Annotated in this window: 22 protein-coding genes; 16 read left to right on the top strand and 6 right to left on the bottom strand. The window is 71.0% G+C overall.

Annotation, left to right across the window (positions count from 1 at the left end; genetic code table 11):
* Positions 1–75 precede the first annotated feature (75 nt).
* Positions 76–3,915 (bottom strand): ATP-dependent RNA helicase HrpA, encoded by a 3,840-nt coding sequence (gene hrpA / locus AC0L6F_RS04440; RefSeq protein WP_473539300.1) that lies wholly within the window; start codon positions 3,913–3,915, stop codon positions 76–78.
* 95 nt (positions 3,916–4,010) lie between these two features.
* Here hrpA and AC0L6F_RS04435 point away from each other — a divergent pair, with 95 nt between their 5' ends.
* The gene (locus AC0L6F_RS04435) at positions 4,011–4,847 is read left to right on the top strand and encodes an aldo/keto reductase (protein WP_473539299.1); all 837 of its coding nucleotides are present in this window, start codon (positions 4,011–4,013) and stop codon (positions 4,845–4,847) included.
* A 4-nt stretch (positions 4,848–4,851) separates the two neighbouring features.
* A complete protein-coding gene (locus AC0L6F_RS04430; RefSeq protein ID WP_473539298.1) occupies positions 4,852–6,693 on the top strand; it encodes a thioredoxin domain-containing protein in 1,842 nt (613 codons plus the stop codon).
* Here AC0L6F_RS04430 and AC0L6F_RS04425 read toward each other — a convergent pair.
* Genes AC0L6F_RS04425 through AC0L6F_RS04415 form a run of 3 tightly spaced genes read right to left on the bottom strand, consistent with a single transcriptional unit; the run spans position 6,680 to position 9,961 of the window.
* Complete coding sequence (locus AC0L6F_RS04425) at positions 6,680–7,852, bottom strand: cation:proton antiporter (protein WP_473539297.1); 1,173 nt, start codon at positions 7,850–7,852, stop codon at positions 6,680–6,682. The two genes, AC0L6F_RS04430 and AC0L6F_RS04425, sit on opposite strands and share 14 nt — an antisense overlap.
* Before the next feature lie 16 nt (positions 7,853–7,868).
* On the bottom strand, positions 7,869–8,363 hold the full coding sequence (locus AC0L6F_RS04420; RefSeq protein ID WP_259612224.1) for a cation:proton antiporter regulatory subunit: 495 nt from the start codon (positions 8,361–8,363) through the stop codon (positions 7,869–7,871).
* A 17-nt stretch (positions 8,364–8,380) separates the two neighbouring features.
* Positions 8,381–9,961 (bottom strand): dolichyl-phosphate-mannose--protein mannosyltransferase, encoded by a 1,581-nt coding sequence (locus AC0L6F_RS04415; protein ID WP_473539296.1) that lies wholly within the window; start codon positions 9,959–9,961, stop codon positions 8,381–8,383.
* A 22-nt stretch (positions 9,962–9,983) separates the two neighbouring features.
* On the opposite strand from AC0L6F_RS04415, the gene rsmI reads away from it, so the two are divergent.
* Genes rsmI through AC0L6F_RS04400 form a run of 3 tightly spaced genes read left to right on the top strand, consistent with a single transcriptional unit; the run spans position 9,984 to position 13,296 of the window.
* Positions 9,984–10,805, top strand: coding sequence for a 16S rRNA (cytidine(1402)-2'-O)-methyltransferase (gene rsmI, locus AC0L6F_RS04410; RefSeq protein ID WP_259612222.1), 822 nt, complete (start codon positions 9,984–9,986; stop codon positions 10,803–10,805).
* Between the two features lie 29 nt (positions 10,806–10,834).
* Positions 10,835–12,409, top strand: a complete 1,575-nt coding sequence (gene metG, locus AC0L6F_RS04405) for a methionine--tRNA ligase (RefSeq protein WP_473539295.1) — start codon at positions 10,835–10,837, stop codon at positions 12,407–12,409.
* The gene (locus AC0L6F_RS04400) at positions 12,409–13,296 is read left to right on the top strand and encodes a TatD family hydrolase (RefSeq protein ID WP_473539294.1); all 888 of its coding nucleotides are present in this window, start codon (positions 12,409–12,411) and stop codon (positions 13,294–13,296) included. Before metG ends, AC0L6F_RS04400 begins: the two co-directional genes overlap by 1 nt.
* On the opposite strand, the gene AC0L6F_RS04395 is transcribed toward AC0L6F_RS04400, so the two are convergent.
* A complete protein-coding gene (locus AC0L6F_RS04395) occupies positions 13,275–14,753 on the bottom strand; it encodes a sugar porter family MFS transporter (protein WP_473539293.1) in 1,479 nt (492 codons plus the stop codon). The two genes, AC0L6F_RS04400 and AC0L6F_RS04395, sit on opposite strands and share 22 nt — an antisense overlap.
* Positions 14,754–14,867: 114 nt before the next feature.
* Between AC0L6F_RS04395 and AC0L6F_RS04390 the strand changes: the two genes are divergently transcribed.
* Genes AC0L6F_RS04390 through rsmA form a run of 3 tightly spaced genes read left to right on the top strand, consistent with a single transcriptional unit; the run spans position 14,868 to position 16,416 of the window.
* Positions 14,868–15,125 carry a type II toxin-antitoxin system Phd/YefM family antitoxin gene (locus AC0L6F_RS04390; RefSeq protein ID WP_473539292.1) on the top strand — a complete coding sequence of 86 codons (258 nt, stop codon included), beginning with the start codon at positions 14,868–14,870 and terminating at the stop codon, positions 15,123–15,125.
* The gene (locus AC0L6F_RS04385; protein ID WP_473539291.1) at positions 15,122–15,556 is read left to right on the top strand and encodes a type II toxin-antitoxin system VapC family toxin; all 435 of its coding nucleotides are present in this window, start codon (positions 15,122–15,124) and stop codon (positions 15,554–15,556) included. The genes AC0L6F_RS04390 and AC0L6F_RS04385 overlap by 4 nt, the downstream gene beginning before the upstream one ends.
* A 2-nt stretch (positions 15,557–15,558) precedes the next feature.
* Positions 15,559–16,416, top strand: a complete 858-nt coding sequence (gene rsmA / locus AC0L6F_RS04380) for a 16S rRNA (adenine(1518)-N(6)/adenine(1519)-N(6))-dimethyltransferase RsmA (protein ID WP_259612217.1) — start codon at positions 15,559–15,561, stop codon at positions 16,414–16,416.
* On the opposite strand, the gene AC0L6F_RS04375 is transcribed toward rsmA, so the two are convergent.
* Positions 16,392–17,789: an HNH endonuclease signature motif containing protein gene (locus tag AC0L6F_RS04375; protein WP_473539290.1), complete on the bottom strand. Its 1,398-nt coding sequence runs from the start codon at positions 17,787–17,789 to the stop codon at positions 16,392–16,394. The two genes, rsmA and AC0L6F_RS04375, sit on opposite strands and share 25 nt — an antisense overlap.
* 158 nt (positions 17,790–17,947) lie before the next feature.
* Between AC0L6F_RS04375 and AC0L6F_RS04370 the strand changes: the two genes are divergently transcribed.
* The 8 genes from AC0L6F_RS04370 to AC0L6F_RS04335 all read left to right on the top strand — a co-directional run bounded on the left by AC0L6F_RS04370 (position 17,948) and on the right by AC0L6F_RS04335 (position 24,892).
* On the top strand, positions 17,948–19,015 hold the full coding sequence (locus AC0L6F_RS04370) for an aldo/keto reductase (RefSeq protein WP_473539289.1): 1,068 nt from the start codon (positions 17,948–17,950) through the stop codon (positions 19,013–19,015).
* Entirely contained in the window at positions 19,012–19,947 is a 936-nt protein-coding gene (locus AC0L6F_RS04365) for a 4-(cytidine 5'-diphospho)-2-C-methyl-D-erythritol kinase (protein ID WP_473539288.1), read from the top strand. Before AC0L6F_RS04370 ends, AC0L6F_RS04365 begins: the two co-directional genes overlap by 4 nt.
* A gap of 21 nt (positions 19,948–19,968) precedes the next feature.
* A complete protein-coding gene (locus tag AC0L6F_RS04360) occupies positions 19,969–21,288 on the top strand; it encodes a GNAT family N-acetyltransferase (RefSeq protein ID WP_473539286.1) in 1,320 nt (439 codons plus the stop codon).
* Positions 21,289–21,383: 95 nt separating this feature from the next.
* Positions 21,384–21,686: a DUF427 domain-containing protein gene (locus AC0L6F_RS04355; protein WP_259613162.1), complete on the top strand. Its 303-nt coding sequence runs from the start codon at positions 21,384–21,386 to the stop codon at positions 21,684–21,686.
* A 28-nt stretch (positions 21,687–21,714) separates the two neighbouring features.
* Positions 21,715–22,542, top strand: a complete 828-nt coding sequence (locus tag AC0L6F_RS04350) for an ABC transporter ATP-binding protein (protein ID WP_473539285.1) — start codon at positions 21,715–21,717, stop codon at positions 22,540–22,542.
* Positions 22,539–23,219: an ABC transporter permease gene (locus AC0L6F_RS04345; protein WP_473539284.1), complete on the top strand. Its 681-nt coding sequence runs from the start codon at positions 22,539–22,541 to the stop codon at positions 23,217–23,219. Before AC0L6F_RS04350 ends, AC0L6F_RS04345 begins: the two co-directional genes overlap by 4 nt.
* Positions 23,216–23,938 carry an ABC transporter permease gene (locus tag AC0L6F_RS04340; protein ID WP_473539283.1) on the top strand — a complete coding sequence of 241 codons (723 nt, stop codon included), beginning with the start codon at positions 23,216–23,218 and terminating at the stop codon, positions 23,936–23,938. Before AC0L6F_RS04345 ends, AC0L6F_RS04340 begins: the two co-directional genes overlap by 4 nt.
* Positions 23,939–23,980: 42 nt before the next feature.
* The gene (locus AC0L6F_RS04335; protein ID WP_259612213.1) at positions 23,981–24,892 is read left to right on the top strand and encodes an ABC transporter substrate-binding protein; all 912 of its coding nucleotides are present in this window, start codon (positions 23,981–23,983) and stop codon (positions 24,890–24,892) included.
* Positions 24,893–24,936: the final 44 nt, after the last annotated feature.

The raw sequence follows: 24,936 nt of genomic DNA, 5'->3' as shown, positions 1-24,936 counted from the left end.
TTCCGGATTCAGTCTTCTCTCGGACCGCGTTGTGCACGGCCCGGGATGAACTTTTCACCCGGTGGGGTGCCTGCGTCAAGACCCCGTCAGCGCCCGGTGGATCCGCTGCGGCGAGACCGACTCGGCGGTGCCGAGGGTCTGCGCGAACAGGCTCACCCGGTATTCCTCCAGCAGCCACCGCGTGTGCACCAGGGCGTCGGAGGCATCCGGGGCGGGCGGGATGCCGCCGCCGGCCTCGGCGTACAGCGCCGCTGCGCGTTCGTACTCGGTGAGCCGCTGCCGGTCGCGGCCGGGGTTCTCCGGCAGGGCCTTCAGCCGCTGCCGCGCCCCCTGCAGGTAGCGGGGCAGATGGGCGAGGCGGGCCAGGCCCGTGCGAGACACGAAACCGGGGTAGACGAGTCCGGCGAGCTGTCCCTTCACATCGTTCAACGCCGCCAGCAGCGACAGGGCATTGGCGGCCTTCACCGCCCTTTCGACCTCGCGCGCGGCCGTCAGGATGCGGGCCAGCAGCGAAACGGCCTGGAACAGCTCGTCCACGACGGCGGCCGAGAACGCGTCCCGCACGGTGGCGAAGGCGGTGCCGGTGCGGATCGGGCCCGGCGCCGAACGCTGGATCACGGCATCCGCGACCGCGAGGCGGCAGTCCTCGATCGCCGCGCGCGCCGAGGGGTACGGCGAGGCGGCGAGCGCGAGCTTCTCCGCGGCGGTGAGATGCTCGAGCACGTAGTCGGCCGGGCTCGGCGTCGACAGGAGCACGAGACGACGCACCCCCGCGCGGGTGGCGGCCGCCGCGGCCTCGGCGGTCGCCTCGATCCGCAGCGACACGCTGTCGCCCGCGTCGACGAGGGCCGGGTAGCCGCGCACGACGCCGCCGGGCACTCTGGTGTCCACGACGTCGGGGAGTGCGTCGACGTCCCACGTCGTGATGCCGGTGCGCTCGGTGAAGGCCGTGCCTTCGGGCGGACGGAGCGGGGCGGGGCGGCGCTGCTCGATCAACGACCGGGTCACGGCCTGGCGCGCGCGATCGGACAGCCGTTCCTGCAGGGCCGCCAGATCGTGATCGGACCCCACGACCCGTCCGCGCGCGTCCACGGCGCGGAACGAGATCTGCAGGTGGTCCGGCACGCGCTCCAGCGCGAAGTCGGCCGCGCCGACGGGCTGGTTGGCCACGCGTCGGATGCGGTCGGCCAGGGCTTCGCGCAGGCCGGTCGCCGGCGTCCCGTCGTGGGATTCCGGGCCGGCCCCGGCGAGCTCCTCGGCGAACCGCGCAGCCCAGTCTGCGGCGGGCACGACGTGCCGCCGGATCGTCTTCGGCAGCGCGCGGATCAGGGCGGCGATCAGCTCGTCGCGCATGCCCGGCACCTGCCAGTCGAACCCGTCCGGCCGCAGCTGGGCCAGCAGGGCGAGCGGGATCACGGCGGTCACGCCGTCGTCCGGGGCGCCGGGCTCGAACCGGTAGGCGAGGGAGAGGACCTGATCGCCCTGCCGCCAGCGGGTGGGGAAGTCGCGCTCGTCGGATCGTGCCACGTCGCCGCGCAGGTCGGCCTCGCTCAGGTCGAGCAGGTGAGGCGTGCGCGGCAGCGCCTCCTTCCACCAGGCGGTGAACGAGCGGATGTCGTACACATCACGGGGGATGCGCGCGTCGTAGAACGCGAACACCGCCTCGTCGCCGGCGAGGATGTCGCGGCGCCGCTCGCGCTCTTCGACCTTCTCGAGCCGCCGGCGCAGTTCGTGGTTGCGGCGCGTGAAAGCGGTCAGGCCCTTCTCGAGCACGGACGGGTCCCATTCGCCGTCGACCAGGGCGTGCCGCAGGAACAGCTCGCGGGCCAGCGGCCGATCGATGCGGGCGAGCTGGACCCGGCGGTTCGGGACGATGGGGACGCCGAACAGCGTCACCCGCTCGGCGGCCACGGCGGCGCCGGCATCCTTCGACCAGTGCGGCTCGCTGAGCTGGCGCTTGGCCAGATCGCCGGCCAGCGGCTCGGCCCAGGCGGGATCGATCGCCGCCACCGTCCGCGCGAACAGGCGGCTCGTCTCGACCAGCTCGGCGGACATCACCGCCGCTGGTGCCTTGCTGCGCACGCCGGATCCGGGGAAGATCGCGAATCGGGCGCCGCGCGCGCCCAGATACTCGGGGCGCGGCTTGCGCGGCTTGCCGCCACCCGGGCGCGTGGGCTCGGCGCGGGCGCTCCGCTCGTCGAGGATGCCCAACTGCGAGAGCAGGCCGGACAGGATCGCCTTGTGGACGGCGTCCGGATCGGCCGCGCCGGTGCGGGACGCGGGCGCCTTCAGCAGCGAACGCAGCTGGCGATGCACGTCGAACCATTCGCGCACCCGCACGTAGTTCAGATGCTCCGCACGGCATGTCCGGCGGAACGCACTGGAGCCGAGGTCGTGCTGGAGCTCCTGCAGGTGGTTCCAGAGGTTCAGCATGCTGAGGAAATCGCTGGCCGGGTCCGTGAATCGCGCATGCAGGCGGTCGGCCTGCTCGCGCTGCTCCTCCGGGCGCTCGCGCACGTCGGGGATCGACAGTCCCGCCACGATCGCCTGCACCTCTGGCAGTACGCCCTGTGCGCGCGCCTCGACGAGCATGCGGGCGAACCGCGGGTCGATGGGCAGGCGCGCCAGCTCGCGGCCGATGTCGGTCAGCGCGGGGGACCGGCCGGTGACCGCCCCCAGTTCGACGAGCAGGTCGAACGCCGCCTTCACGCCGCGCGAGTCGGGCGGCGTGAGGAACGGGAACTCGGTGATCTCGCCGAAGCCCAGCGAGAGCATCTGCAGCACGACCGAGGCCAGGCTGGTGCGCAGCACCTCGGGCTCGGTGAACTCCGGGCGGGACGCGAAGTCCTCTTCCGAGTAGAGCCGGATCGCGACGCCCGGCGAGGTCCGTCCGGCGCGACCGGCTCGCTGCTGCGCCGAGGCCTGCGAGATCGGCTCGATGGGCAGGCGCTGGATCTTGCTCCGGCTGCTGTAGCGGGCCATCCGGGCGGTGCCGACATCCACCACGTACCGGATGCCGGGAACCGTCAGACTCGTCTCGGCGACGTTCGTCGCCAGGATCACCCGGCGACGCAGCCCGGGCACGCGGGACCGCTCGAACACGCGGTGCTGATCGGCCGCGGAGAGCCGCCCGTACAGGGGGAGGACCTCGGTGGGGGCGGCATCCTTCGCATACATGCCGCGAACGGCATCCATTGCGTCGCGGATCTCTGCCTCGCCGGGCAGGAACACCAGAACGTCGCCGGTCGGCTCGCGGTCGAGTTCTCGCAGGGCCGCCGTCAGCGGTTCGATGTCGTCGGCGGTGTCGAGTCCGGGGCGGTAGCGGATGTCGACCGGGTAGGTGCGGCCGGACACCTCGATGATCGGCGCCGGAGTGCCGGAGGCGTCGGCGAAGTGCTGCGCGAAGCTGGCCGGGTCGATGGTCGCCGAGGTGATGATGACCTTCAGATCGGGCCGCCGCGGCAGGATGCGGTGCAGATATCCGAGGAGGAAGTCGACGTTCAGCGAGCGCTCGTGCGCCTCGTCGACGATGATCGTGTCGTAGCGGCGCAGCAGCCGGTCGCGGTGGATCTCGTTCAGCAGGATGCCGTCGGTCATCAGCGCGATCCGGGTGTCGTCCGAGACCTTGTCGGTGAACCGGACCTTGTACCCGACGGTCGTGCCCAGCGGCACCTGGAGCTCTTCGGCGACGCGTTCCGCGATGCTGCGGGCGGCGATGCGTCGCGGCTGCGTGTGCGCGATGCGCGTGCGGCCCAGCTCGAGGCAGATCTTGGGCAGCTGCGTGGTCTTGCCGGACCCGGTCGCGCCCGCCACGATCACGACCTGGTGGTTTTCGATGGCGTGCGCGATCTCGCCCCGCGCGGCGCTGACGGGCAGCTCCGGCGGGTAGACGAGGACGGGTTCTGGTGCGGACACAGCCCTCGATCGTATCGCGCCGCCCGCTCATGCTCGGCCGTCGCGGCGCGGGCGGCAGACGGTCCGGGGACGCGTACGGCTCCTAGGCTGGAGGCATGACCATCCCCGAAATCTCCCTCAACGACGGGAACAGCATCCCCCAGCTCGGCTACGGCACGTTCAAGGTGCCCGCAGACCAGGCCGAGCGCGCCGTCGCCGAAGCACTCGAACTGGGCTATCGGCACATCGACACGGCCGCCATCTACGGCAACGAGCAGGGCGTGGGCGCGGCGGTGGCCGCCAGCGGCATCCCGCGCGACGAGCTGTTCATCACCACCAAGCTGTGGAACGACCGGCACGACGGCGACGAGCCGCGCGCGGCCATCGGCGAGAGCCTGGACCGGCTCGGCCTGGACCGTGTCGACCTGTACCTGGTGCACTGGCCGACCCCGGCCAAGGACAACTACCTGCACGCGTGGGAGAAGCTCATCGAGCTGCGCGAGGAGGGCCTGGCCCGCAGCATCGGCGTCTCGAACTTCCTCGTCCCGCACCTGGAGAAGATCGTGCAGGCCACCGGCGTGGCCCCCGCGGTCGACCAGATCGAACTGCACCCGGCCCACCAGCAGCCCGACGTGACAGCCTGGGCCGCCGCGCACGACGTGCGCATCGAGTCATGGGGTCCGCTCGGCCAGGGCAAGTACGACCTGTTCGGCACCCCGGCCGTGGCCGAAGCGGCCGCCGCGCACGACCGCACCGCCGCGCAGATCGTCATCCGCTGGCACCTGCAGCACGGCTACATCCTGTTCCCCAAGTCCGTGCACCGCGAGCGCCTCGCCGAGAACATCGACGTGTTCGACTTCACCCTCGCCGACGAGCAGCTGCGGGCGATCGACGCGCTCGAGCCCGGCGACGGGTCGGGCCGGGTCAGCTCGCACCCTGAGACGGTGAACTGAGCCCATGACATCCCGTCTCGCCGCGTCGGCGAGCCCCTACCTGCGGGCCCACGCCGACAACCCCGTCGCCTGGTTCCCCTGGGGGTCGGAGGCGTTCGCCGAGGCGGCGAAGCGGGATGTGCCGGTGCTGATCTCGATCGGCTACTCCACCTGCCACTGGTGTCACGTCATGGCCCGGGAGTCGTTCTCCGACCCCGAGACCGCGCGCGAGCTGAACGAGGGCTTCGTCGCGATCAAGGTCGACCGCGAGGAGCACCCCGCCGTCGACGACGCGTACATGGCGGCGGCGTCCGCGTTCACCCGCAACCTGGGGTGGCCGCTCACCGTGTTCGCGACGCCGGAGGGGCGGGCGTTCTTCGCCGGCACCTACTTCCCGCCCGAGCCCCGCGCGGGGCTCGCGTCCTTCCGCGAGGTGCTGGCGGCGGTCCGGCAGGCATGGACGCAGCGACGCGACCAGGTGCACGACACCGCCGCGACCGTGGCCGAGGCGCTCGCGACCGTCCGCGGGGCGAGTGCGGCACCGGGCGGCCTGCCGCCGTTGGACGATCTCGTCCGCGCCGCGCACACCGCGCTCGCGCGGGAAGACCGCGAGTACGGCGGTTTCGCGCCGCCGGATGCCGGCATGACGACCCCGAAGTTCCCCACCGTGCCGCTGCTGCGGTTCCTGCAGAGCCCGGCGCTCGCCGACCCTCTGCCGGACGCGTCGGATGCCGCATCCCGGGCGATCGCCGCGATGGCGGCGTCTGCGCTGCGCGATCCGGTCGACGGCGGATTCTTCCGCTATGCGACCCGCCGGGACTGGACCGTCCCGCACTACGAGCGGATGCTCACCGACAACGCCGGCCTGCTCGAGACCGCCCTGGACGCCGGCGACCAGGCGACGGCGCGGGGGATCGCCGGCTTCCTCACCCAGGTGCTGCAGCAGCCGTCCGGCGGCTTCGCCGCAGCCCAGGACTCCGAGTCCTGGATCGACGGGGAGCGCCGCGAGGGCGGCTACTACGGGCGGGATGCCGCGGCCCGCGCGGGGCTGGAGCCTCCGGCCGTCGACGGCAAGATCGTCACCGGATGGAACGGGATGGCGATCGGCGCGCTGGCCTCCGCCGGGATCCGCCTCGGCGACGCCCATCTGATCGAGGCCGCACAGTGGGCGGCCGACGCGGTGCTGGCCACCGCCGTCGGAGAGGACGGGCGGCTGCGCCGCGCGAGCCTGGACGAGATCATCTCGCCCGCGACGGCGACCCTCGAGGACTACGGTCTGCTCGCCTGCGGGCTGGGCCGCCTGGCGGCGGCGACCGGGGAGCCGGTCCTGGCCGGTGCGGCCCGCGACCTGGTCGAACAGTGCCTCGCCGCCGGCGCGGAGGACGGCCGGCCGTCCGCGCCCGGCGGGGGCGACCCGGTGCTCGCCGCACACGGGTTGGGCACCGACGGATCGGCCGCCGACACCGACCATCCGTCCGGCCCGGCCGCGCTGGCAGACGCCGCATGTCTGCTGTGGCAGCTGGGCGCGGGCGACCGCTTCCGCGAGGCCGCGGCATCCGTCGTCGCCCGCCACGCGGCGGCGGCTCTGGCCGAGCCGCTCGCGCACGGCGCGCTGCTTCGGGTCGCGACCCAGCTGATCACCGCGCCGCGCCAGACGGTCGTGGTCGGCGCGCTGGGCGACCCGCTCACGCGGGCGGCCGCGGCCCGGCCGGCGGACGTGCTGGCGGTGGTCACCGAAGATCAGGCGGCGGCGCTGGCCGCCGCCGGCTTCACGCTGTTCGAGGGCAAGGTCGGCGCCGTGCCCACGGTGTACGAATGCCGCGACTTCGCCTGCCGGATGCCGGTGACCGACCTCACTTCGCTGTGACGGGCTTGCGCACCGTGACCCGGCGGAACCAGGCGGTGTCGCTGAGCCGGCTGAGCAGGGTCGCCCCGATCACCGTGACGAACACGTAGACCGCCGCCAGCGGCGCCAGCATCGGAGCGGTCCCGCCGGCGATCCCGGCGATGACGATGGAGAACTCCCCGCGCGGTATCAGCCCGATGCCGGCACGCCAGCGGCCGGGCACGCCGATCCCGGCGCGGCGGGCGGCGACGTAGCCGGTGACGACCTTGGTGGTCATCGTCACCGCGGCCAGGATCAGGCCGGGCACGATCATCTGCGGCAGCTGCGACGCATCGGTGGCCAGGCCGAAGAACACGAAGAACACGGCGGCGAACAGGTCGCGCAGCGGCGTCAGCACCTCGCGGGCAGATTCGGCGACTCGGCCGGACAGCGCGATGCCGACCAGGAACGCGCCCACCGCCGCCGACACGTTCACCTCTTCGGCCAGTCCCGCCACGAGCATGGTCAGCCCGAGCACGCCGAGCACGAGGGGCTCGGCGAGGTCGGGGGTGAACAGCCGGGACACGAAGCGGCCGAACTTCAGGGCGATGAACAGGATGACCAGCACCACCGCCACCGCGATCGCCACGCGGACCGCGCCCTGGGCCAGGCTCACCCCGATCACCAGCGCCGAGACGGTGGGCAGGTAGAACGCCATCGCGAGGTCTTCGATCACCAGGATCGAGAGGATGACCGGCGTCTCGCGGTTGCTGATCCGGCCGAGGTCGCGCAGCAGCTTCGCGGCCACGCCGGAGGAGGTCACCCAGGTGATCCCGGCGACGGCCACCGCCGCTGCCGGCCCCCATCCCAGGATCAGTGCGAATGCGGCGCCCGGCAGCGCGTTGAGCACGGCGTCCAGCACGCCGGCGGCCTTCGATCGCCGCAGCCCGTGCAGCAGCTCCTCGGCGGAGTACTCCAGCCCGAGCAGGGCCAGCAGCAGGATCACGCCGATCTCGGAGCCGATCTCGAAGAACCCGGCGCTGGCGTCCATCGGCAGGATGCCGCCGGTGCCGAAGGCCAGGCCGGCGATCAGATAGAGCGGGATGGGAGAGAACCCGAGACGCGCCGCGAGCCTGCCCAGGAGGCTCATCGCGAACAGGAGGGCGCCGACCTCGATGAGGACGATGGTGGGTTCGCTCATCCGCGGCGCCCGGGGATCACTCGGGTCCGTCGCTGATGAGCCGGGTGGCCGCATCCAGGCCGGCACGTGTGCCGACCGTCACAATCACGTCGCCTTCGCGCAGGGTCTCGTCCGGGGTGGGCGAGGCGATGATCCGCCGGTCGCGGATGATCGCCACCACCGAGACGTGCGTGCGGGTGCGCGTCTTCGTGTCGCCCAGGGTCTTGTCCACGAACGGAGAACCGGCCGGCAGCGCGATCTTCTCGGTGTAGAGCCCGTCGGTCTCTTCGGTCAGCTTGGTCAGCCGGCTCACCGCGAGCGAGGCGCTGAACAGGTCGGCCAGGGCCTCGGCCTCGTCGTCGGTGATGCGCATCGACTCGCGGCAGCGATCGGGGTCGTCGGCGTCGTACACGCCCAGTTCGCGCTCGCCGTCGCGGTACCGCACCACCGCCAGGCGGCGGCCGCTCTCGGTGACGAGGTCGTGGCGCACGCCGATCCCGGGCAGATCGACCTTCTCGATGTGGACAGTCACAGAGTCGAGGGTACCGCTCAGATCCAGCTCGGGATCCAGTTGTGCAGCAGCCAGAACTCGTACGGCACGTTCGTGGCCGTCCACACCGGGTACCAGAGGGCGGAAAGGACGACGACCACGATGAGGAAGACCCACACGACCCGCTGCCCGGCGAGCCGTCGCCGGACCGCCGTGGAGCGGAAACCAGCGATCTCGCGCAGCGCGAACGTCAGCGCCAGCACCGTGAACGGCAGCATCGCGATCGTGTAGAACTGGAAGATCGTCCGCTCGGGGAACAGCAGCCAGGGCAGGTAGGCGCCGGCCAGCCCGGTGAGCACGACCGCGTGTCGCCAGTTCCGGCGCAGGATGAAGGCGATGATCAGGAACACCGACGCGGCGATCCCCGCCCACCAGATGATCGGGTTCGGGATCGACGAGATCGACTGCACACAGGTGCTCGGCCACGAGCATCCGTTCTGCCCCACCTGATCCTGATGCCAGTACATCGAGGTCGGCCGCAGCAGCAGCGGCCACTGCCAGGCGGGGCTGGCATAGCTGTGCGGCGTGGTCAGGCCGACGTGGAACGCATAGATCGCCTGGTGGTAGATCCACAGGCTCTGCAGTGTGAGCGGCACCCACGCGAACAGCCCGGTCGCCGGCGCGGCGTCGGCGGCGTGCCGGTCGTACCCGCCGTCGGTGACCAGCCATCCGGTCCACGAGGCCAGGTAGACGATGACGGCGATCGGAACCAGCAGGACGAAGGATGCCGCGCCCTGTGCGAGCGCCCCCCACGGCCACAGCGGCAGCCCGACGCGCCTCCGGGCGAGGGCGTCGCTGACCACGACGTAGATCCCGATGGCGGCCAGCGTGTACAGCCCGGACCACTTCACCGCCGTCGCGGCCCCGGCCGCGGCCCCGGCCGCCAGCAGCCAGGGCCGTCCCCACAGCACGGGGCCCCACGGCGACCGCTCCGGGTCGGCGCCGAGCCGCCGCGCGAGGCGGATGCGGTGCCACTCGTGGTCGTACACCAGGAACAGCACCGCGAGCACGGAGAAGAACGTGAGGAAGATGTCCAGCAGCGACACGCGGCTGAGGACGATGCCCAGGCCGTCGATGGCCATCAGCAGCCCGGCGACCGTCGCGAACACCGTCGACCGGGTCAGACGCCGGGCCAGCAGGTATACGAGCAGGACGGTGGCGGTGCCGAACAGCGCCGCGGCGATCCGCCAGCCGACCGACGAGTCCGGCCCGAACAGCCACATGCCCAGGCCGATGAACCACTTGCCCAGCGGCGGATGGACCACGAAGCTGCCGGTGTCAAGGAACGTGTTCGTCGCTCCGGCGACGAATCCCTTGTCGGCGTCGCTGGGCCAATCCGCCGGGTAGCCGAGGTTCCACTGGCTCCAGGCATCCTTCACGTAATAGGTCTCGTCGAACACCAGCGCGTGCGGATGCCCCAGGTTCCACAGGCGCAGCACCGCGGCCAGCAGCGTCACGAAGACCGGTGCGAGCACGTCGATGCGCCGGCGCAGCACGGGCGTGTGGCGCACCCGGGCGCCCCAGCGATCGAAGTGGGACGGCCGGGTCTCGGCCAGCAGTGCATCCACCGTCGCAGTCACCGCCCCAGCCTATGCTGGGGCGGTGATCATCCTCGCGGCCACGCCCATCGGGAATCTGGGCGATGCCTCGCGCCGCCTGATCGAGGCGCTGGAGCGCGCGACGGTGATCGCGGCCGAAGACACCCGCACCACCCAGCGGCTGCTGGCCGCGCTCGGCGTGACGAACCGTCCGCGGCTGCTCGCGCTGCACGACCACAACGAGAAGGAGCGCGCCGGCGAGGTCGTCGACCTGGCGCGCGAGGCGGACGTGCTCGTGCTCAGCGACGCCGGCATGCCCACGGTCAGCGATCCCGGGTACGGGCTGGTCGCGGCCGCGGCGGCCGCCGGCGTGCCGGTGACCGTGATCCCCGGGCCGAGCGCCGTCGTGACCGCTCTGGCGGTGTCGGCGCTGCCCACCGACCGGTTCACGTTCGAGGGCTTCCTGCCCCGCAAGGACGGCGAGCGTACGCAGGCGCTCGCGGCCCTGGCCGGCCAGGAGCGCACGATGGTGTTCTTCGAGGCGCCGTCCCGGGTGGCCGCGACCCTGCAGGCGATGGCCGAGGCGTTCGGCGCCGACCGCCCGGCGGCGGTGTGCCGCGAACTGACCAAGCTGCATGAGGAGATCGCCCGCGGCACGCTGGGCGAGCTGGCGGCCTGGGCGGCCGAGGGGGTGCGCGGCGAACTGGTCGTCGTGGTGGGCGGAGCCGCGCCGCGCCGGGTCGCCTTCGCGGACGCCGTGACCCAGCTGCTCGAGCTCACGCGGTCGGGCACCCGTCTGAAGGATGCCGCCGCCGAGGTGTCCGAGCTGACCGGACACTCTCGGCGCGAGCTCTACCAGGCCGCGCTCGCCGTCAAGAACGGATGAGGCTCCGCGCCGCAAACTAGACTCGCAGGGTGACTTCCGCGGGCTCCTTCTACATCACCACGCCGATCTACTACCCGAGCGATCTGCCCCACATCGGGCACGGGTACACGAGCGTCGCCGTGGACACCCTCGCGCGGTGGCATCGACAGGGCGGCGACGACACCTGGATGCTCACCGGCACCGACGAGCACGGCCAGAAGATGCTGCGCGCGGCCGCCGCGAACGGCGTCACCCCGCAGCAGTGGGTCGACAAGCTGGTGTCCGAGTCGTGGTTTCCGCTGCTGAAGACCCTGAACGTCGCCAACGACGACTTCATCCGCACCACGCAGCCGCGCCACGAAGAGGCTGTGCAGGCGTTCTTCCAGACTCTGTACGACCGCGGCTACATCTACGCCGGCGAGTACGAGGCGCTGTACTGCGTGGGCTGTGAGGAGTTCAAGCCCGAATCCGAGATCGTCGACGGCACGGGGCCGTTCGAGGGCCTGAAGGTGTGCGCCATCCATTCGAAGCCGCTGGAGCTGCTGCAGGAGAAGAACTACTTCTTCAAGCTCAGCGAGTTCGGCGACAAGCTGCTCGAGCTGTACAAGACCGAGCCCGACTTCGTGCGCCCGGATTCGGCCCGCAACGAGGTCGTCTCGTTCGTCAGGCAGGGGCTGAAGGACCTCTCGATCTCGCGGTCCACGTTCGACTGGGGCATCAAGGTGCCGTGGGACGAGTCGCACGTCATCTACGTGTGGGTCGACGCGCTGCTGAACTACGTCACCGCGATCGGCTACGGCAGCGACGAGGAGAACTTCGCGCGCCGCTGGCCGGCCTATCACGTGGTGGGCAAGGACATCCTGCGCTTCCACGCCGTGATCTGGCCGGCGCTGCTGATGGCCGCGGGGCTCGAGGTGCCGCGCGGCGTGTTCGCGCACGGCTGGCTGCTGGTCGGCGGCGAGAAGATGTCCAAATCGAAGCTCACCGGCATCGCGCCCACCGAGATCACCGATGTGTTCGGGTCGGACGCGTACCGCTTCTACTTCCTCTCGGCCATCCCGTTCGGGCACGACGGCTCGTTCTCGTGGGAGGATCTGTCGGCCCGCTATCAGGCCGAGCTGGCCAACGGCTTCGGCAACCTGGCCTCGCGCACCACCGCCATGGTGGAGCGGTACTTCGAGGGCGTCGTGCCGGTGCCGGGCGAGTACGCCGAGGGCGACCGGGCGGTGCAGAAGACGGTGGCGGATGCCGCGGCCGCCGCGGATGCGGCGATCGAGCGCTTCCGAATCGATGAGGCGATCGCCGCCATCTGGACGATCGTGGACGAGCTGAACGGCTACATCACCGACAACCAGCCGTGGGCGCTCGCGAAGGACGACGCGCAGCGCGAACGGCTGGGCACCGTCCTGTACACGGCGTCGGAAGGGCTGCGTGCGCTGGCCGTCCTGCTGTCGCCGGTGATGCCCGAGGCCACCGAGAAGCTGTGGGTGGCCCTCGGTGCGGCCGAGTCGCTCGGCCGGCTGCAGGATCAGCCGATCCGCGCGGCCGGCAGCTGGGGCATCCTCCACCCGGGGACCAGCGTCAACGGCCTGGCACCGCTGTTCCCGCGCGTCGAGCAGAGCTGATGGCGGCCGACGACCCGAGCAACTACGTGCGTCGGCGTGAGAAGGGCGGCCGCGACGTCACCTACCCGCCGCTGCCCGAGCCGCTCGCGGTGCCGGTGTACGACAATCACTGCCACCTCGAGATCGCCGACGGCGACGACCCACTGAGCCTGGACGAGCAGCTGGCGCGTGCGGCGGCCGCGGGCATCGCCGGGGTCGTGCAGGCCGGCGGAGACATCGACTCCAGCCGCTGGTCGGCGGATGCCGCGGCCCGCCACCCGCGGGTGCTGGCGGCGGTCGCGATCCACCCGAACGAGGCGCCGGAATATGCGACGGCCGGGCGGCTGGACGAGGCGATCGCGGTGATCGACGAACTCGCCGCCCAGCCGCGGGTGCGGGCGATCGGCGAGACCGGGCTCGACTTCTTCCGCACCGACGAAGACGGCCGGCCCGCGCAGTTCACCAGCTTCGAGGCGCACATCGCACTGGCCAAGAAGCACGGCATCGCGATGCAGATCCACGATCGCGACGCGCACGAGGCCGTGCTGGAGACGCTGGAGCGGGTCGGCGCGCCCGAGCGCACGGTCTTCCACTGCTTCTCCGGCGACGCCGAGATGGCCCGGATCGCGACCGATCGCGGCTGCTACCTGTCGTTCGCCGGCAACATCACGTTCCGCAACGCGCAGAACCTCCGTGACGCGCTGGCCGTGGCATCCCGCGACCGGATCCTGGTCGAGACCGACGCGCCGTTCCTCACGCCCACCCCGTTCCGCGGGCGGCCCAACGCGCCGTACCTGGTGCCGGTGACCGTGCGGTTCATGGCGGCCGAGCTGGGCGTGGACGTCGACGAGCTGTGCGCACAGCTGGCCGCCAACACGCTCGCCGTCTACGGCTCGTTCCTGGACTGACCACCGGCAGTCTTCGGCGTCCGCACGAACAGGGTCTCGGTCTGCTCCAGCTCCATGCCCTTGGTCTCGGGGATGCGCCAGGCCACGAACACGAACGACAGCGCGGCGAACAGCGCGTACATCCCGTAGGTCAGCGGCAGCGACCAGCTCGACATCGCCGGGAAGCTCACCGTGATCAGGAAGTTCGCGATCCACTGGGCGCCGGCCGCGACGCCCAGGGCCTTGCCGCGGATCCGGCTGGGGAAGATCTCACCCAGCAGCACCCACACCAGCGGTCCCCAGGACGCGCCGAAGCCGACCACGAACACGTTCGCCGCGATCAGCGCGATCGGCCCCCACGGCGCGCCGAGCGAGACCTCGCCCTGGGCGTTCGTGCTGGCGAACACGAAGGCGACGGCCATCAGCGCCAGCGAGAGCGTCATCAGCACCGAGCCGGTCAGCAGGATCGGCTTGCGGCCGACCCGGTCGACCAGGAAGATCGCGATCAGGGTGACCAGGACGTTCGTGATCGAGGTCACCACGCTGATGCCGACCGACGCGCTCTCCGGGAAGCCGACGGACTGCCACAGCGAGGTGGAGTAGTAGAAGATCACGTTGATCCCGACGAACTGCTGGAACACCGAGAGGATGATGCCGATCCACACGATCGGCTGCAGCCCGAGCGCGGGGCCCCGCAGCGAGACCCCGGCGTGGGCGCGGTCGGCCTCGATCGCGCTGCGCAGCTCGTTGACGGTCTTCTCCAGGTCGACCTCGGGGACCAGTCGGGAGAAGATCTCGCGCGCCTCGTCGGTGCGGCCCTTGGCCAGCAGGAATCGCGGTGACTCGGGCAGGGTGAACGAGAGCAGGCCGTACACCACGGCCGGGATCGCCCCGACGAGGAACATCCACCGCCACGCATCCATGCCCAGCCACAGCGGCGCGTTCGCGCTTCCGGCCGACCAGGACAGCACGGCGTCCGACAGCAGCGCGACGAAGATGCCCATCGTGATCGCCAGCTGCTGCAGCGAGGCCAGCCCGCCGCGGATCTGCCGCGGCGCGATCTCGGAGATGTAGGCCGGCGCCACCACCGAGGCGATGCCGATGCCGAGCCCGCCGATGACCCGCCAGAACCCGAGGTCCCACACGCTGACGCACAGGCCCGCCCCGATCGAGCTGGCGAAGAACAGGATGCCGCCCAGCAGCATCACCCGCAGCCGCCCCCACCGGTCGGCCAGCTGACCGGCCAGGATGGCGCCGACCGCGCAGCCGAGCAGGGCGATGGCCACCACGAACCCGGTGATCACGGAGTTCAGCGCGAAATCGTGCTGGATGGAATCGACCGCGCCGTTGATGACGGACGAGTCGAAGCCGAAGAGGAATCCGCCGACGGCACCGGCCACCGACAGCCCGATCGCACGGCGCCCGAACGGCCCGCGCAGCGTGAAGGTACCTGTCGGCAGCGATTCCGAAGTGGTCATGCCGGTCACACTACCGATGCGCGGACCTCCGCGGCAGGGGCATCACCGCAGATGTACGGCGGACCGATTGTACCCTCGGCGTCGTAGAATGTGACTACAGGGACGGGAGCGCTGATGGGCCGAGTCGGGATCCGTGCGTTGAAGGCGCAGCTCAGCGCATACGTGACGGCTGCCCACAACGGTGATCGTGTGACGATCACCGATCGTGGCGTCGCCGTGGCGCAGATCATCCCGCTCGAAGGGGATGCCGCACTCCAGCGACTGATCGACGAAGGGCTGGCGATGCCGCCGCGTCACACGCATCGGCCTCGTCCCCGGCCGCACGTCACCGAAGGCCCCGTCAGCGATATCGTGTCCGAGCAGCGCGAATGATCGTCTATTTCGACACCTCGGCATTCCTTCCACTCGTCGTCCAGGAGTCCGGATCAACGGCTGCCAGCCGCCTGTGGGGCGACGCCGATCGGGTGGTGAGCACTCGGCTGATCCTCGTTGAGGCCGCCGCGGCCGTGGGACAGGCGCACCGGCTGGGGCGACTGACCGAACATGAACACGATGCCGTCCAGGAGGATGTCTGGCGCTTGGCGACCGAGCTGACGCTGATAGAAGTCTTCTCGGACCTCGTCGATCGAGCCGCTCGCCTGGCGGTCACGCATGCGCTGCGCGGATACGACGCCGTCCACCTCGCCTCGGCGACCCTCATCCGGGCGCGTGAGGTCCTCTTCGCGTCGGGTGACCAACGGCTGCTTCGGGCCGCGCACGACGCCGGCTTCATCACGGCCGACACCGGTGGTACAGGATGGTGAGCATGCCCGTGACACTTCTGGGCGCGGGCGAGATCCGCGCACTCGCCGCCGCCCTCGACGTGACCCCGACCAAGAAGCTCGGGCAGAACTTCGTCGTCGACGCGAACACGGTGCGGCGGATCGTCCAGATCGCGCAGGTGCGGGCGGGTGAGCACGTGGTCGAGGTCGGGCCGGGGCTCGGCTCGCTCACGCTGGCGATCCTCGAGACCGGGGCGCGGGTCACCGCCGTCGAGATCGACCACCGGCTGGCCGCACGGCTGCCCGAGACTGCGGCATCGCACGGCGTGGACCCGGACGCGCTCGCGGTGGTGGATGCCGATGCCCTGCGGATCGCAGAGCTGCCCGGCGACCCCACGGTGCTGGTCGCGAACCTCCCGTACAACGTCTCCGTCCCGGTGCTGCTGCACTTCCTGCACACCTTCCCGCAGCTGGAGCGCGGCGTGGTGATGGTGCAGGCCGAGGTGGGGGAGCGGCTCGCGGCCGGACCGGGATCGAAGGTGTACGGCGGCCCGAGCGTGAAGGCCGCCTGGTACGGGCCGTGGCGGCTGGCCGGCACCGTGTCGCGGCAGGTGTTCTGGCCGGTCCCGAATGTGGACAGCGTGCTGGTCGCGTTCACCCGCGACCCGCAGCCGCGCGGCACCGAGGGGGAGCGACGCCGCACGTTCGAGATCGTGGATGCCGCATTCGGTCAGCGCCGGAAGATGCTGCGTCAGGCGGTGTCCGGCGTGCTCGGCGGCTCGGCGTCCGCGGCATCCGCCGTCCTGGAACAGGCGGGCATCGACCCGACGGTGCGCGGCGAGCAGCTCACGATCGACGACTTCGTCGCCATCGCGCGTCAGAACGGCGGGTCGTCGGGATAGGGGCCGGCGCGATCGAGCAGCGCACGCACGCGCTCTTCGATACCGGCGAACGGGTTCGCCGTACGGTGCCCGGTCGGGAATTCGCGCTCGATCGTCCCATCGTCCCGCCGCCGATGTCGGATGCGGGTCGTGTCCTTCATCGCATGATCGGGATCGCACAGCGGATCGAGGTTGTCGATGTCGGTCGCGCCCCGACCGCGGCCGTGATACGCGCAATGGTGATCGATGTCGGCGTCGATGGCCAGCCGCGTGCAGCCGTCACGCAGGCACGTGCCGTGCCGCAGCACGAGCCAGTCGCGCTGCGCACGTGTCGCCCGACGGGATCGGCGGTCCATGTCGAGGATGACCCCGCTGACCGGGTCGGTGATGACCCGGGTGAACGCACCGGCATCCAGGAGCAGCTGGCGGGCAGTGGCATCGTCGATCCTGCCCTCGCCGGGGATGAGGCAGTCGCGGTTCAGATCCAGCCCCGTCCCGGTCGACGTTCCGGTCGACGTCGCGGCCGATGTGCCGGAGCGGACCGACGTGCGGGCCGCGGGGGAGAGCCGGTCCAGCGGGATCGTGACGAACACCTTGGTCGTGACCATCCGATCCGGGCCGACGCCGGTGAGCAGGTCGGCGAACAGATCCGCACGCAGCTGGGCGTGCGTGCGACCGTCGCGCTCGTCGGTGGTCATGTTCTTCGCCGTGGCGGTGATCCCGCGATCGGCGGCGTGCGCTCGCTCGGCGGAGACCAGCGCATGCACCCACGCCATGCCGTCCGCGACATCCTCGACCTCCACCCTGCGACGCGCGAAGGCCTCGGCGTGCCGCTGCGTGCGGGTGCGGCTGGTGAGCCGATCGGCCACGTCCCGAGCCTTGTGCCGGGTGGCGCCGACCGTGGCATGGAGGGCGACCTTGCTGAGCAGTCGGTCGAACTCGCCGACGAGCTCGGGGCGGGTGCCGAACACCGGCAGCTGACCGAGGATCGCCTCCACGTGCGCGACCGTGAGCAGGCCCTCGCGGGCGGCGTGCCAGGTCAGCGGCAGCCGGGTGCGCGCGTGCTGGGCGGTCGAGGCGAGCGAGCGCACCTGATGCTCGGTGAAGTTCAGGCGCGAGCCGGCCTCGGCGACGGCGCACCGGGTCGCCAGCTCGGCATCGCCGCCCAGCGGCGGGATCGCGCGTCCGGCCAGCGGATCAGGACCGTCCGGATCGGCCGAGACGTAGAGCTCGGGATGGCGACGGGCGTACTCGAGCACATCGGCCAGCGCCTCGCAGCGGCGCGCCTCGCGGCGGTTGGCCGCATACTGCTCGGCTTCGGCGTCGGAGAACAGCGAGCGCAGCACGAACGCGTCGTCGATCCGCTCGGGGACGGTCTGCGACGGCGCTTCCATGCCTCTAGACGAGAACAAACGCACGATCAAGGCAAGAGATTCCGCAGAGAATTCGGCGCGATTTCTCGACCTGACTCGCTCAAAGCTTCGTATCATGACCCTCCGACATCCTCGTGCACCCGCCCACGCACCCGCCCGTGAATCGATACCCTGGACGAGTGAGCGAGCAGACACGATTCCGCGGTGACATCGACGACATCCATCGGCCGTACACGGCCGCCGACGACCGCTACCGGCGGCTCGGCTACCGGCAGGTGGGCCAGTCGGGCCTCTACCTTCCGCCGATCTCGCTCGGCCTGTGGTGGAACTTCGGCGACAACATCCCGTTCGACCGGCAGCGCGAGCTGCTCCGGCACGCGTTCGACTCCGGCATCACCCACTTCGACCTCGCGAACAACTACGGGCCGCCGTACGGATCCGCCGAGACGAACTTCGGGCGCATGATGCGCGAGGACTTCCGTCCCTACCGGGACGAGCTGATCATCTCGTCCAAGGCCGGCTGGGACATGTGGCCCGGCCCGTACGGGGATCTCGGCAGCCGCAAGTACATCCTCGCCAGCGCGGATCAGTCGTTGACCCGCATGGGACTGGAGTACGTCGACATCTTCTACTCGCACCGCGCCGACCCCGACACTCCGGTGGAGGAGACGATCGGGGCCCTGGACACGCTCGTGCGGCAGGGCAAGGCGCTGCACGTGGGCATCTCGTCGTACAGCGCGCAGCGCACGGCCGAGGCCAAGGCGGTCGCGCGGAGCCTGGGCACCCCGCTGGTCATCCACCAGCCGGCCTACTCGATCCTGAACCGCTGGGTCGAGGACGGGCTGACCGGCGTGCTGCGCCAGGAGGGGATGGGGGCGATCGCGTTCACCCCGCTCGCCCAGGGCCTGCTCACCGCGAAGTACCTCGCCGACGGCACGGCCGAACGCGCCCAGCAGCGCTCGTCGCTGCCGAACCGACGGCTCTCGGACGCGGCGCTGTCGGCGCTGCGGAGCCTGGACACCATCGCCTCCGAGCGTGGCCAGACACTGGCCCAGCTCGCCCTGCAGTGGGTGCTGCGCGAGGATGTCGTGGCTTCGGCGCTGATCGGGGCGTCCCGTCCCGCGCAGCTGGACGAGAACCTGGCCGCGCTGAACGGTCCGGCGTTCGACACCGAGGAGCTGGAGCGGATCGACGCGGTCAGCGACGCGATCGACGTCGACCTCTGGGCGGAGTCGACCGCACTGTGAGCGAAGCCGTCGTCCTGGACCGCGTGCATGTGCGCGCCCCGGGGAAGATCAACGTCTTCTTCGAGGTGGGCGGCCCGGGTGCGGACGGCTATCACGAGGTCGCGTCGGCCTATCAGGCCGTCTCGGCGTACGAGGACGTCTGGGCCGAGGCATCCGACGAATTCACCGTCGAGGTCGACGGGGGCGTGGACGTGGACGCCGTTCCGCTCGACGAGAGCAACCTCGCGGTGCGGGCCGCCCGCCTGCTGGCCGCCGAGATCGGCTGGCCCGACGGCGTCCACCTGCGCATCCACAAGGGCGTCCCGGTCGCCGGCGGCATGGGCGGCGGGTCGGCGGATGCCGCAGCCGCCCTGCTCGCCTGCGACGCGCTGTGGGGGGCCGGCCTGCCCACCGGCGATCTGCTGGCGGTGGCATCCCGCCTCGGCGCGGACGTGCCGTTCGCGCTGATGGGCGGGACGGCGGTGGGCACCGGTCGCGGCGACCAGCTCAGCCCGGCCCTGGCGCGTGGTCGATTCGACTGGGTGCTGGTGACCAGCAGGCAGGGGATGTCGACCCCCGAGGTGTATGCCGAGCTGGACGAGTACCGCGCCAACCCCGCGCCGTACGTCCCGGCCGCGCCGGAACGGCCGGCGGTGTTCCCCCCGGTGCTGCACGCGCTGCGGCAGGGGGATGCCCGGATGCTGGCGGCCACCTCGCACAACGACCTCACCCCGGCCGCGCTCCGCCTGCGACCCGAGCTGGACGACCTGATCAACCTGGGCCTGGCCGAGGGCGCGCTGACCGGTCTGGTGTCGGGTTCGGGACCCACCGTCGCGTTCCTCGCCGACGACGAGAAGTCCGCGATCGCTCTGCGTGTGGTCCTCAGCGCGGCCGGACACGAGACCCTGCACGTGCACGGCCCGGTTCCCGGCGCGCGCATCATGCCCTCCTGAGCCGCCGTCGAAGGGATCCGAATGGACGACGACCTGCGCACACGACACCACGACGGACCCGTCGACGACGCCGCCGCGGCGTCGCTGGAGCGGATCGGGCTCGAGCTGCGCCTCGTGCCGAATGCCCGGCCTGCGGTGGACGGCTGGCTGCACGCGGTCTCGCGCGGCTTCCTGGATCCCGAACCGGCCGACGAGCAGATCGCGGCGTCGATGGCGGCGGGCGGCTATCGCCGCCGGATCGGCGTCTTCGACCCGGGCAGCCCGCAGAGCGAGGTGCCGGTGGGCACGTTCGCATCCTGGGCGGCCGAGGTCTCGGTCCCCGGCGGCGTCGCAGTGCCGATGGCGGCGATCAGCGCGGTGACGGTCGCGCCCACACATCAGCGGCGGGGGATCGCCCGCGCGATGATGGAGGGGGAGCTGCGTCATGCGGCATCCCTCGGCATCCCGCTGGCGGGCCTGACGGTCAGCGAGTCGACGATCTACGGACGCTACGGCTTCGCGCCCGCCGTCCCGGCCACCGAGTGGGTCATCGACACGAAGCGCGCCACCTGGGCGGGACCGGTCGCGCCCGGGCGGGTCGACGCCATCCCGCGCGATCTCGCGCGGCGCCTCGCACCCGTGGTCCACGAGCGCATCCGCGTGCATCGACCGGGCGAGATCGCCATCCCGCCGGGGCACTGGGACCGCTTCACCGGGACGAATCCGGACGCCGACAAGCCCGGCCGCATCCGCGCCGTGCAGTACGCGGACCCATCCGGCACCGTGCGCGGGGTGGCGCTGTACACCGCGACCGAGAACCACGACGACTTCACGAAGTCGCGCGTGCGGATCACCTCGCTGGTGGCCGAGGACGCCCAGGCGTATGCCGGGCTGTGGCGCTACTTCATCGAGCTGCCCCTGATCGCCACCGTGACGGCGAGCGAGCTGTCCACGGACGAGCCGCTGTGGTGGATGATCTCGGACCAGCGCGCCGCGACGATCACGCTCAACGACCATCACTACCTTCGCGTGCTCGACATTCCGGCCGCGCTGCAGGGTCGCCGCTACCACGCCGCCGGGGCGGTCGTGCTTGATGTGGCCGATCCGGTGGGAATCAGCGGCGGTCGGTGGCTGTTGGAGACCGATGCGGCCGGGATCGGTCGGGTCCGGCCGGACGATGGGCCGGACGCGAGCGACATCCCGGTGGTCCGGCTGGGGACGACCGAACTGTCGGCGGCCTACCTGGGTGCGGTCTCGCTGGCGACCCTGGCGGCCGCCGGCCGGGTGGAGACGACGGATGCCGCGGCGGCGGCGCGGGTGCTGTCCTGGCCCGAGGCGCCGCAGCTGAGCTTCTGGTACTGATCGGGGTAACGCTCGGGCCGGATGTCGGAGGGCTGGACTACCCTCGTAGGGCACCTGGATCCATGAGCGGCAAGAACGAGCGGCAGGAGAGCACCGTGAGAGCACGAGTCGGAGAGACCACCATCGCCGAAGCGGACGAGGCCGACCTGGTCCGGATCGAGGGGAACTGGTACTTCCCGCCGGCCGCCGTCGACAAGGCGCTGCTGCAGACCAGCGACACGCCGTACACCTGCCCGTGGAAGGGCGAGTGCCAGTACTACTCGGTGAAGATCGGCAACGAGATCCTCGCGGACCGGGCCTGGGCCTACCCCGAGCCGTACCCCGGCGCGATCGAGCGGGTCGGCCGGGACTTCGCCGGCTACATCGCGTTCGCGCCGGACGTCGAGGTCGGCGACTGAGCGTCGCGGACGGCGGACGGACCCGACCATGATCGAGTTCCGCGACGTCTCGAAACAGTTCCCGGACGGCACCCGTGCCGTGCGGGACTTCAGCCTGGTCATCCCCGCGCGCAAGACGACGGTGTTCGTCGGCTCCAGCGGCTGCGGCAAGACCACCCTGCTGCGCATGATCAACCGGATGGTCGACACCACCGCGGGCGCGATCGAGATCGACGGCGTCGACATCGCCACACGATCGGCGGTGGCGCTGCGCCGCAGCATCGGCTACGTCATGCAGAACTCCGGCCTGCTGCCGCATCTGAGCGTCGAGGACAACATCGCCACGGTCCCGGTGCTGCAGGGCATCAAGAAGAAGGATGCCCGCGCCCGCGCGCGCGCGCTGATGAGCACCGTGGGGCTGGACGAGCAGATGGCCCACCGTTACCCGAGCCAGCTCTCCGGCGGCCAGCAGCAGCGGGTGGGCGTCGCCCGGGGCCTGGCGGCCGACCCGAACATCCTCCTGATGGACGAGCCGTTCGGCGCCGTCGACCCGATCGTGCGCGCCGACCTGCAGCAGGAGCTGATCCGGCTGCAGAGCGAGATCGGCAAGACCATCGTGTTCGTCACGCACGACATCGACGAGGCCTTCCTGCTCGGCGACCAGGTGGTGATCCTTCAGGTCGGAGCGCAGATCGCCCAGGTCGGCAGTCCGAGCGAGATCATCGAGAACCCGGCATCCGAGTTCGTCGCCAGCTTCATCGGCGCCGAACGCGGGACCCGTGCGCTGCACCTGAAGGAGACGACCCGCGGCACGGTCGTGGTCGACGCGCAGGGGCGCACCCAGGGGGCGCTGGTCGAGGGAGGTGCCGCCGGGTGAGCTGGATCGCCGACAACATCGGACTGATCCTCGAGCTGACCCTCGTGCACGTGCGGCAGAGCGTCATCCCGATCCTCCTCGGCTTCGTGGTCTCGGTGCCGCTGGGCTGGGTCGCCTGGCGGTACCGGCTGCTGCACGGACCGATCCTGGTGATCACCGGGCTGCTGTACACGATCCCGTCACTGGCGCTGCTGGCCCTGCTGCCGGTCATCCTCGGCACCAGCTACATCAGCGACGTCAACCTCATCGTCGCGCTCACCCTCTACGGGATCGCGCTGATGGTCCGGGCGGTGGCCGACGGCCTCGCATCGGTCGACCCGGACGTGCGCCTGGCCTCCGTGGCGATGGGCTACGGCCCGCTCCGGCGGTTCTGGGCGGTCGATCTGCCGCTGGCCGGCCCGGTGATCCTCGCCGGTCTGCGCGTGATGGCCTCCAGCACCATCGGGCTGGCGACGGTCGGGATCCTGGTCGGGGTGACCAATCTCGGCTACCTGTTCACCAACGGGCTGCAGCGGCGCATCCTGATCGAGGTCTTCTCCGGCATCGTGGCCGTCGTCGTCATCGCGGTCGTCATCGATGTGATCCTCGTGGTCGGCGGGCGCCTGCTCATGCCCTGGGCGCGGCGGACCCGTCGGCGCCGTTCCGCGTCGGCCCGGGCGCAGGAGGCGGTGGCATGAACTTCCTGATCGACGCGATCCGGTGGATCTTCTCCGGGGACCTGTCCGGGACCGATCCGGTGCCGGAGGCCATCGGCATCCACCTGCTGTACACCGTGGTCTCCGTGCTGGTCGCCGTCCTCATCGCCGTGCCGCTGGGCTGGCTGATCGGCCACACCGGGCGCGGGCGGGATGTCGCGGTGGCGATCTCGGGCGCCGCGCGTGCCGTTCCCTCCTTCGGACTTTTCATCCTGCTGGTCCTGCTGCTGGGCGTCATCCACAAGCCCGAGGCGGCGATCGTGACATTCGTGATCCTCGGCATCCCGTCGATCCTGGCCGGCGCCTACTCCGGCTTCGAGGCCATCGACCGCTCGGTCATCGACGCGGGCCGGTCGATGGGGATGACGCCGTGGCAGGTGCTGTGGCGGATCGAGGTGCCGTTGGGGATGCCGCTGCTGGTCGCCGGCATCCGCTCCGCGGTGCTGCAGGTCGTGGCCACCGTCACGATCGCCTCGTACGTCGGCATCGGGGGACTCGGCCAGTACATCATCGCCGGGATCCCGCTGCAGCAGCTGGACATGGTCCTGGGCGGGGCCATCCTCGTCGCCGCGCTCGCCCTCGTGCTGGACGGGCTGTTCGCCCTGCTCCAGCGGATCAGCGTGCCGCGCGGAGTGCGGGCCCGCCCGCGCCCGCGGCGGGCGTCCGAAGAGCCCGAACCAGTGCTGTCCCCGGCCACCTGACCACCGTCCCGAACACCCCTCCCCGAGAGAAAGAGAAGCACCATGATCACCGCGAAGAAGACCCTCGCCGTGGCTGCCGCGATCGTCGGTGCCGCGCTGGCACTGGCCGGCTGCGCGTCCAGCAATCCGCTCAGTCCGTCCGACTCCGGATCGGCCGGCGGCGACTCCTCCACGATCGTCGTGGGCTCGCAGGCCTACGCCTCGAACGAGATCATCGCCGAGACCTACGCGCAGGCGCTCGAAGGCGCCGGCCTGAAGGTCGAGCGCAAGTTCAACATCGGCCAGCGCGATGCCTACATGCCGTCGATCGAGAAGGGCGAGATCCAGGTGTTCCCCGAGTACACCGGCAACCTGCTGCAGTTCCTCGACAAGAACGCCACCGCCACCGCGCCGGACGAGGTGTACGCCGCACTGCAGAAGGCGATGCCGGAGGGGCTGACGGTGCTCGATCAGGCGACCGCGACCGACCAGGACTCGTACACCGTGACCAAGGCCTTCGCCGACAAGTATCACCTGACGAGCATCGCCGACCTGGCCAATGTGAAGGAGAAGCTCACGCTCGGGGGCAACCCCGAACTGGCCGATCGCCCGTACGGGCCGAAGGGGCTGAAGAGCATCTACGGCATCGACATCGGGTTCACCGCGACCGGCGACACCACGGTCGAGGATCTCGTGGCCGGCACGGTCAACGTCGCCGACGTGTACACCTCCGACCCGCGGATCAAGACCGACGACCTGGTCGTGCTGAAGGACCCGAAGGGCATGATCCTGGCCTCCAATGTCGTCCCGGTGATCAGCAAGGACATCCAGGGCAAGGTCGCCGACACCCTCAACGCCGTCCAGGCCAAGCTCACCCCCGAGGCGCTGGTCGACATGAACGTGCAGAACACGGTCGACAAGAAGTCCGCCGCCGACATCGCGAAGGCGTTCCTGGCCGACAACGGTCTGAAGTAGGGCGCGCCCGACATCGTCGTCGTCGCCGCGGGGGGAACACATGC

The organism is Microbacterium sp. G2-16M, from assembly GCF_055809115.1.
Note: the sequence above shows the minus strand (reverse complement) of the source record. Positions and strands in the feature narration are given on the sequence as shown.

What these genes read in the sequence shown, in the direction of transcription:
- AC0L6F_RS04335 (WP_259612213.1), top strand. Translation starts at nt 23,981, where the DNA reads ATGATCACCGCGAAGAAGACCCTCGCCGTGGCTGCCGCGATCGTCGGT.
- AC0L6F_RS04375 (WP_473539290.1), bottom strand. Translation starts at nt 17,789, where the DNA reads ATGGAAGCGCCGTCGCAGACCGTCCCCGAGCGGATCGACGACGCGTTC.
- AC0L6F_RS04385 (WP_473539291.1), top strand. Translation starts at nt 15,122, where the DNA reads ATGATCGTCTATTTCGACACCTCGGCATTCCTTCCACTCGTCGTCCAG.
- AC0L6F_RS04400 (WP_473539294.1), top strand. Translation starts at nt 12,409, where the DNA reads ATGGCGGCCGACGACCCGAGCAACTACGTGCGTCGGCGTGAGAAGGGC.
- AC0L6F_RS04350 (WP_473539285.1), top strand. Translation starts at nt 21,715, where the DNA reads ATGATCGAGTTCCGCGACGTCTCGAAACAGTTCCCGGACGGCACCCGT.
- AC0L6F_RS04360 (WP_473539286.1), top strand. Translation starts at nt 19,969, where the DNA reads ATGGACGACGACCTGCGCACACGACACCACGACGGACCCGTCGACGAC.
- AC0L6F_RS04340 (WP_473539283.1), top strand. Translation starts at nt 23,216, where the DNA reads ATGAACTTCCTGATCGACGCGATCCGGTGGATCTTCTCCGGGGACCTG.
- AC0L6F_RS04425 (WP_473539297.1), bottom strand. Translation starts at nt 7,852, where the DNA reads ATGAGCGAACCCACCATCGTCCTCATCGAGGTCGGCGCCCTCCTGTTC.
- AC0L6F_RS04435 (WP_473539299.1), top strand. Translation starts at nt 4,011, where the DNA reads ATGACCATCCCCGAAATCTCCCTCAACGACGGGAACAGCATCCCCCAG.
- AC0L6F_RS04395 (WP_473539293.1), bottom strand. Translation starts at nt 14,753, where the DNA reads ATGACCACTTCGGAATCGCTGCCGACAGGTACCTTCACGCTGCGCGGG.
- AC0L6F_RS04390 (WP_473539292.1), top strand. Translation starts at nt 14,868, where the DNA reads ATGGGCCGAGTCGGGATCCGTGCGTTGAAGGCGCAGCTCAGCGCATAC.
- AC0L6F_RS04430 (WP_473539298.1), top strand. Translation starts at nt 4,852, where the DNA reads ATGACATCCCGTCTCGCCGCGTCGGCGAGCCCCTACCTGCGGGCCCAC.
- rsmA (WP_259612217.1), top strand. Translation starts at nt 15,559, where the DNA reads ATGCCCGTGACACTTCTGGGCGCGGGCGAGATCCGCGCACTCGCCGCC.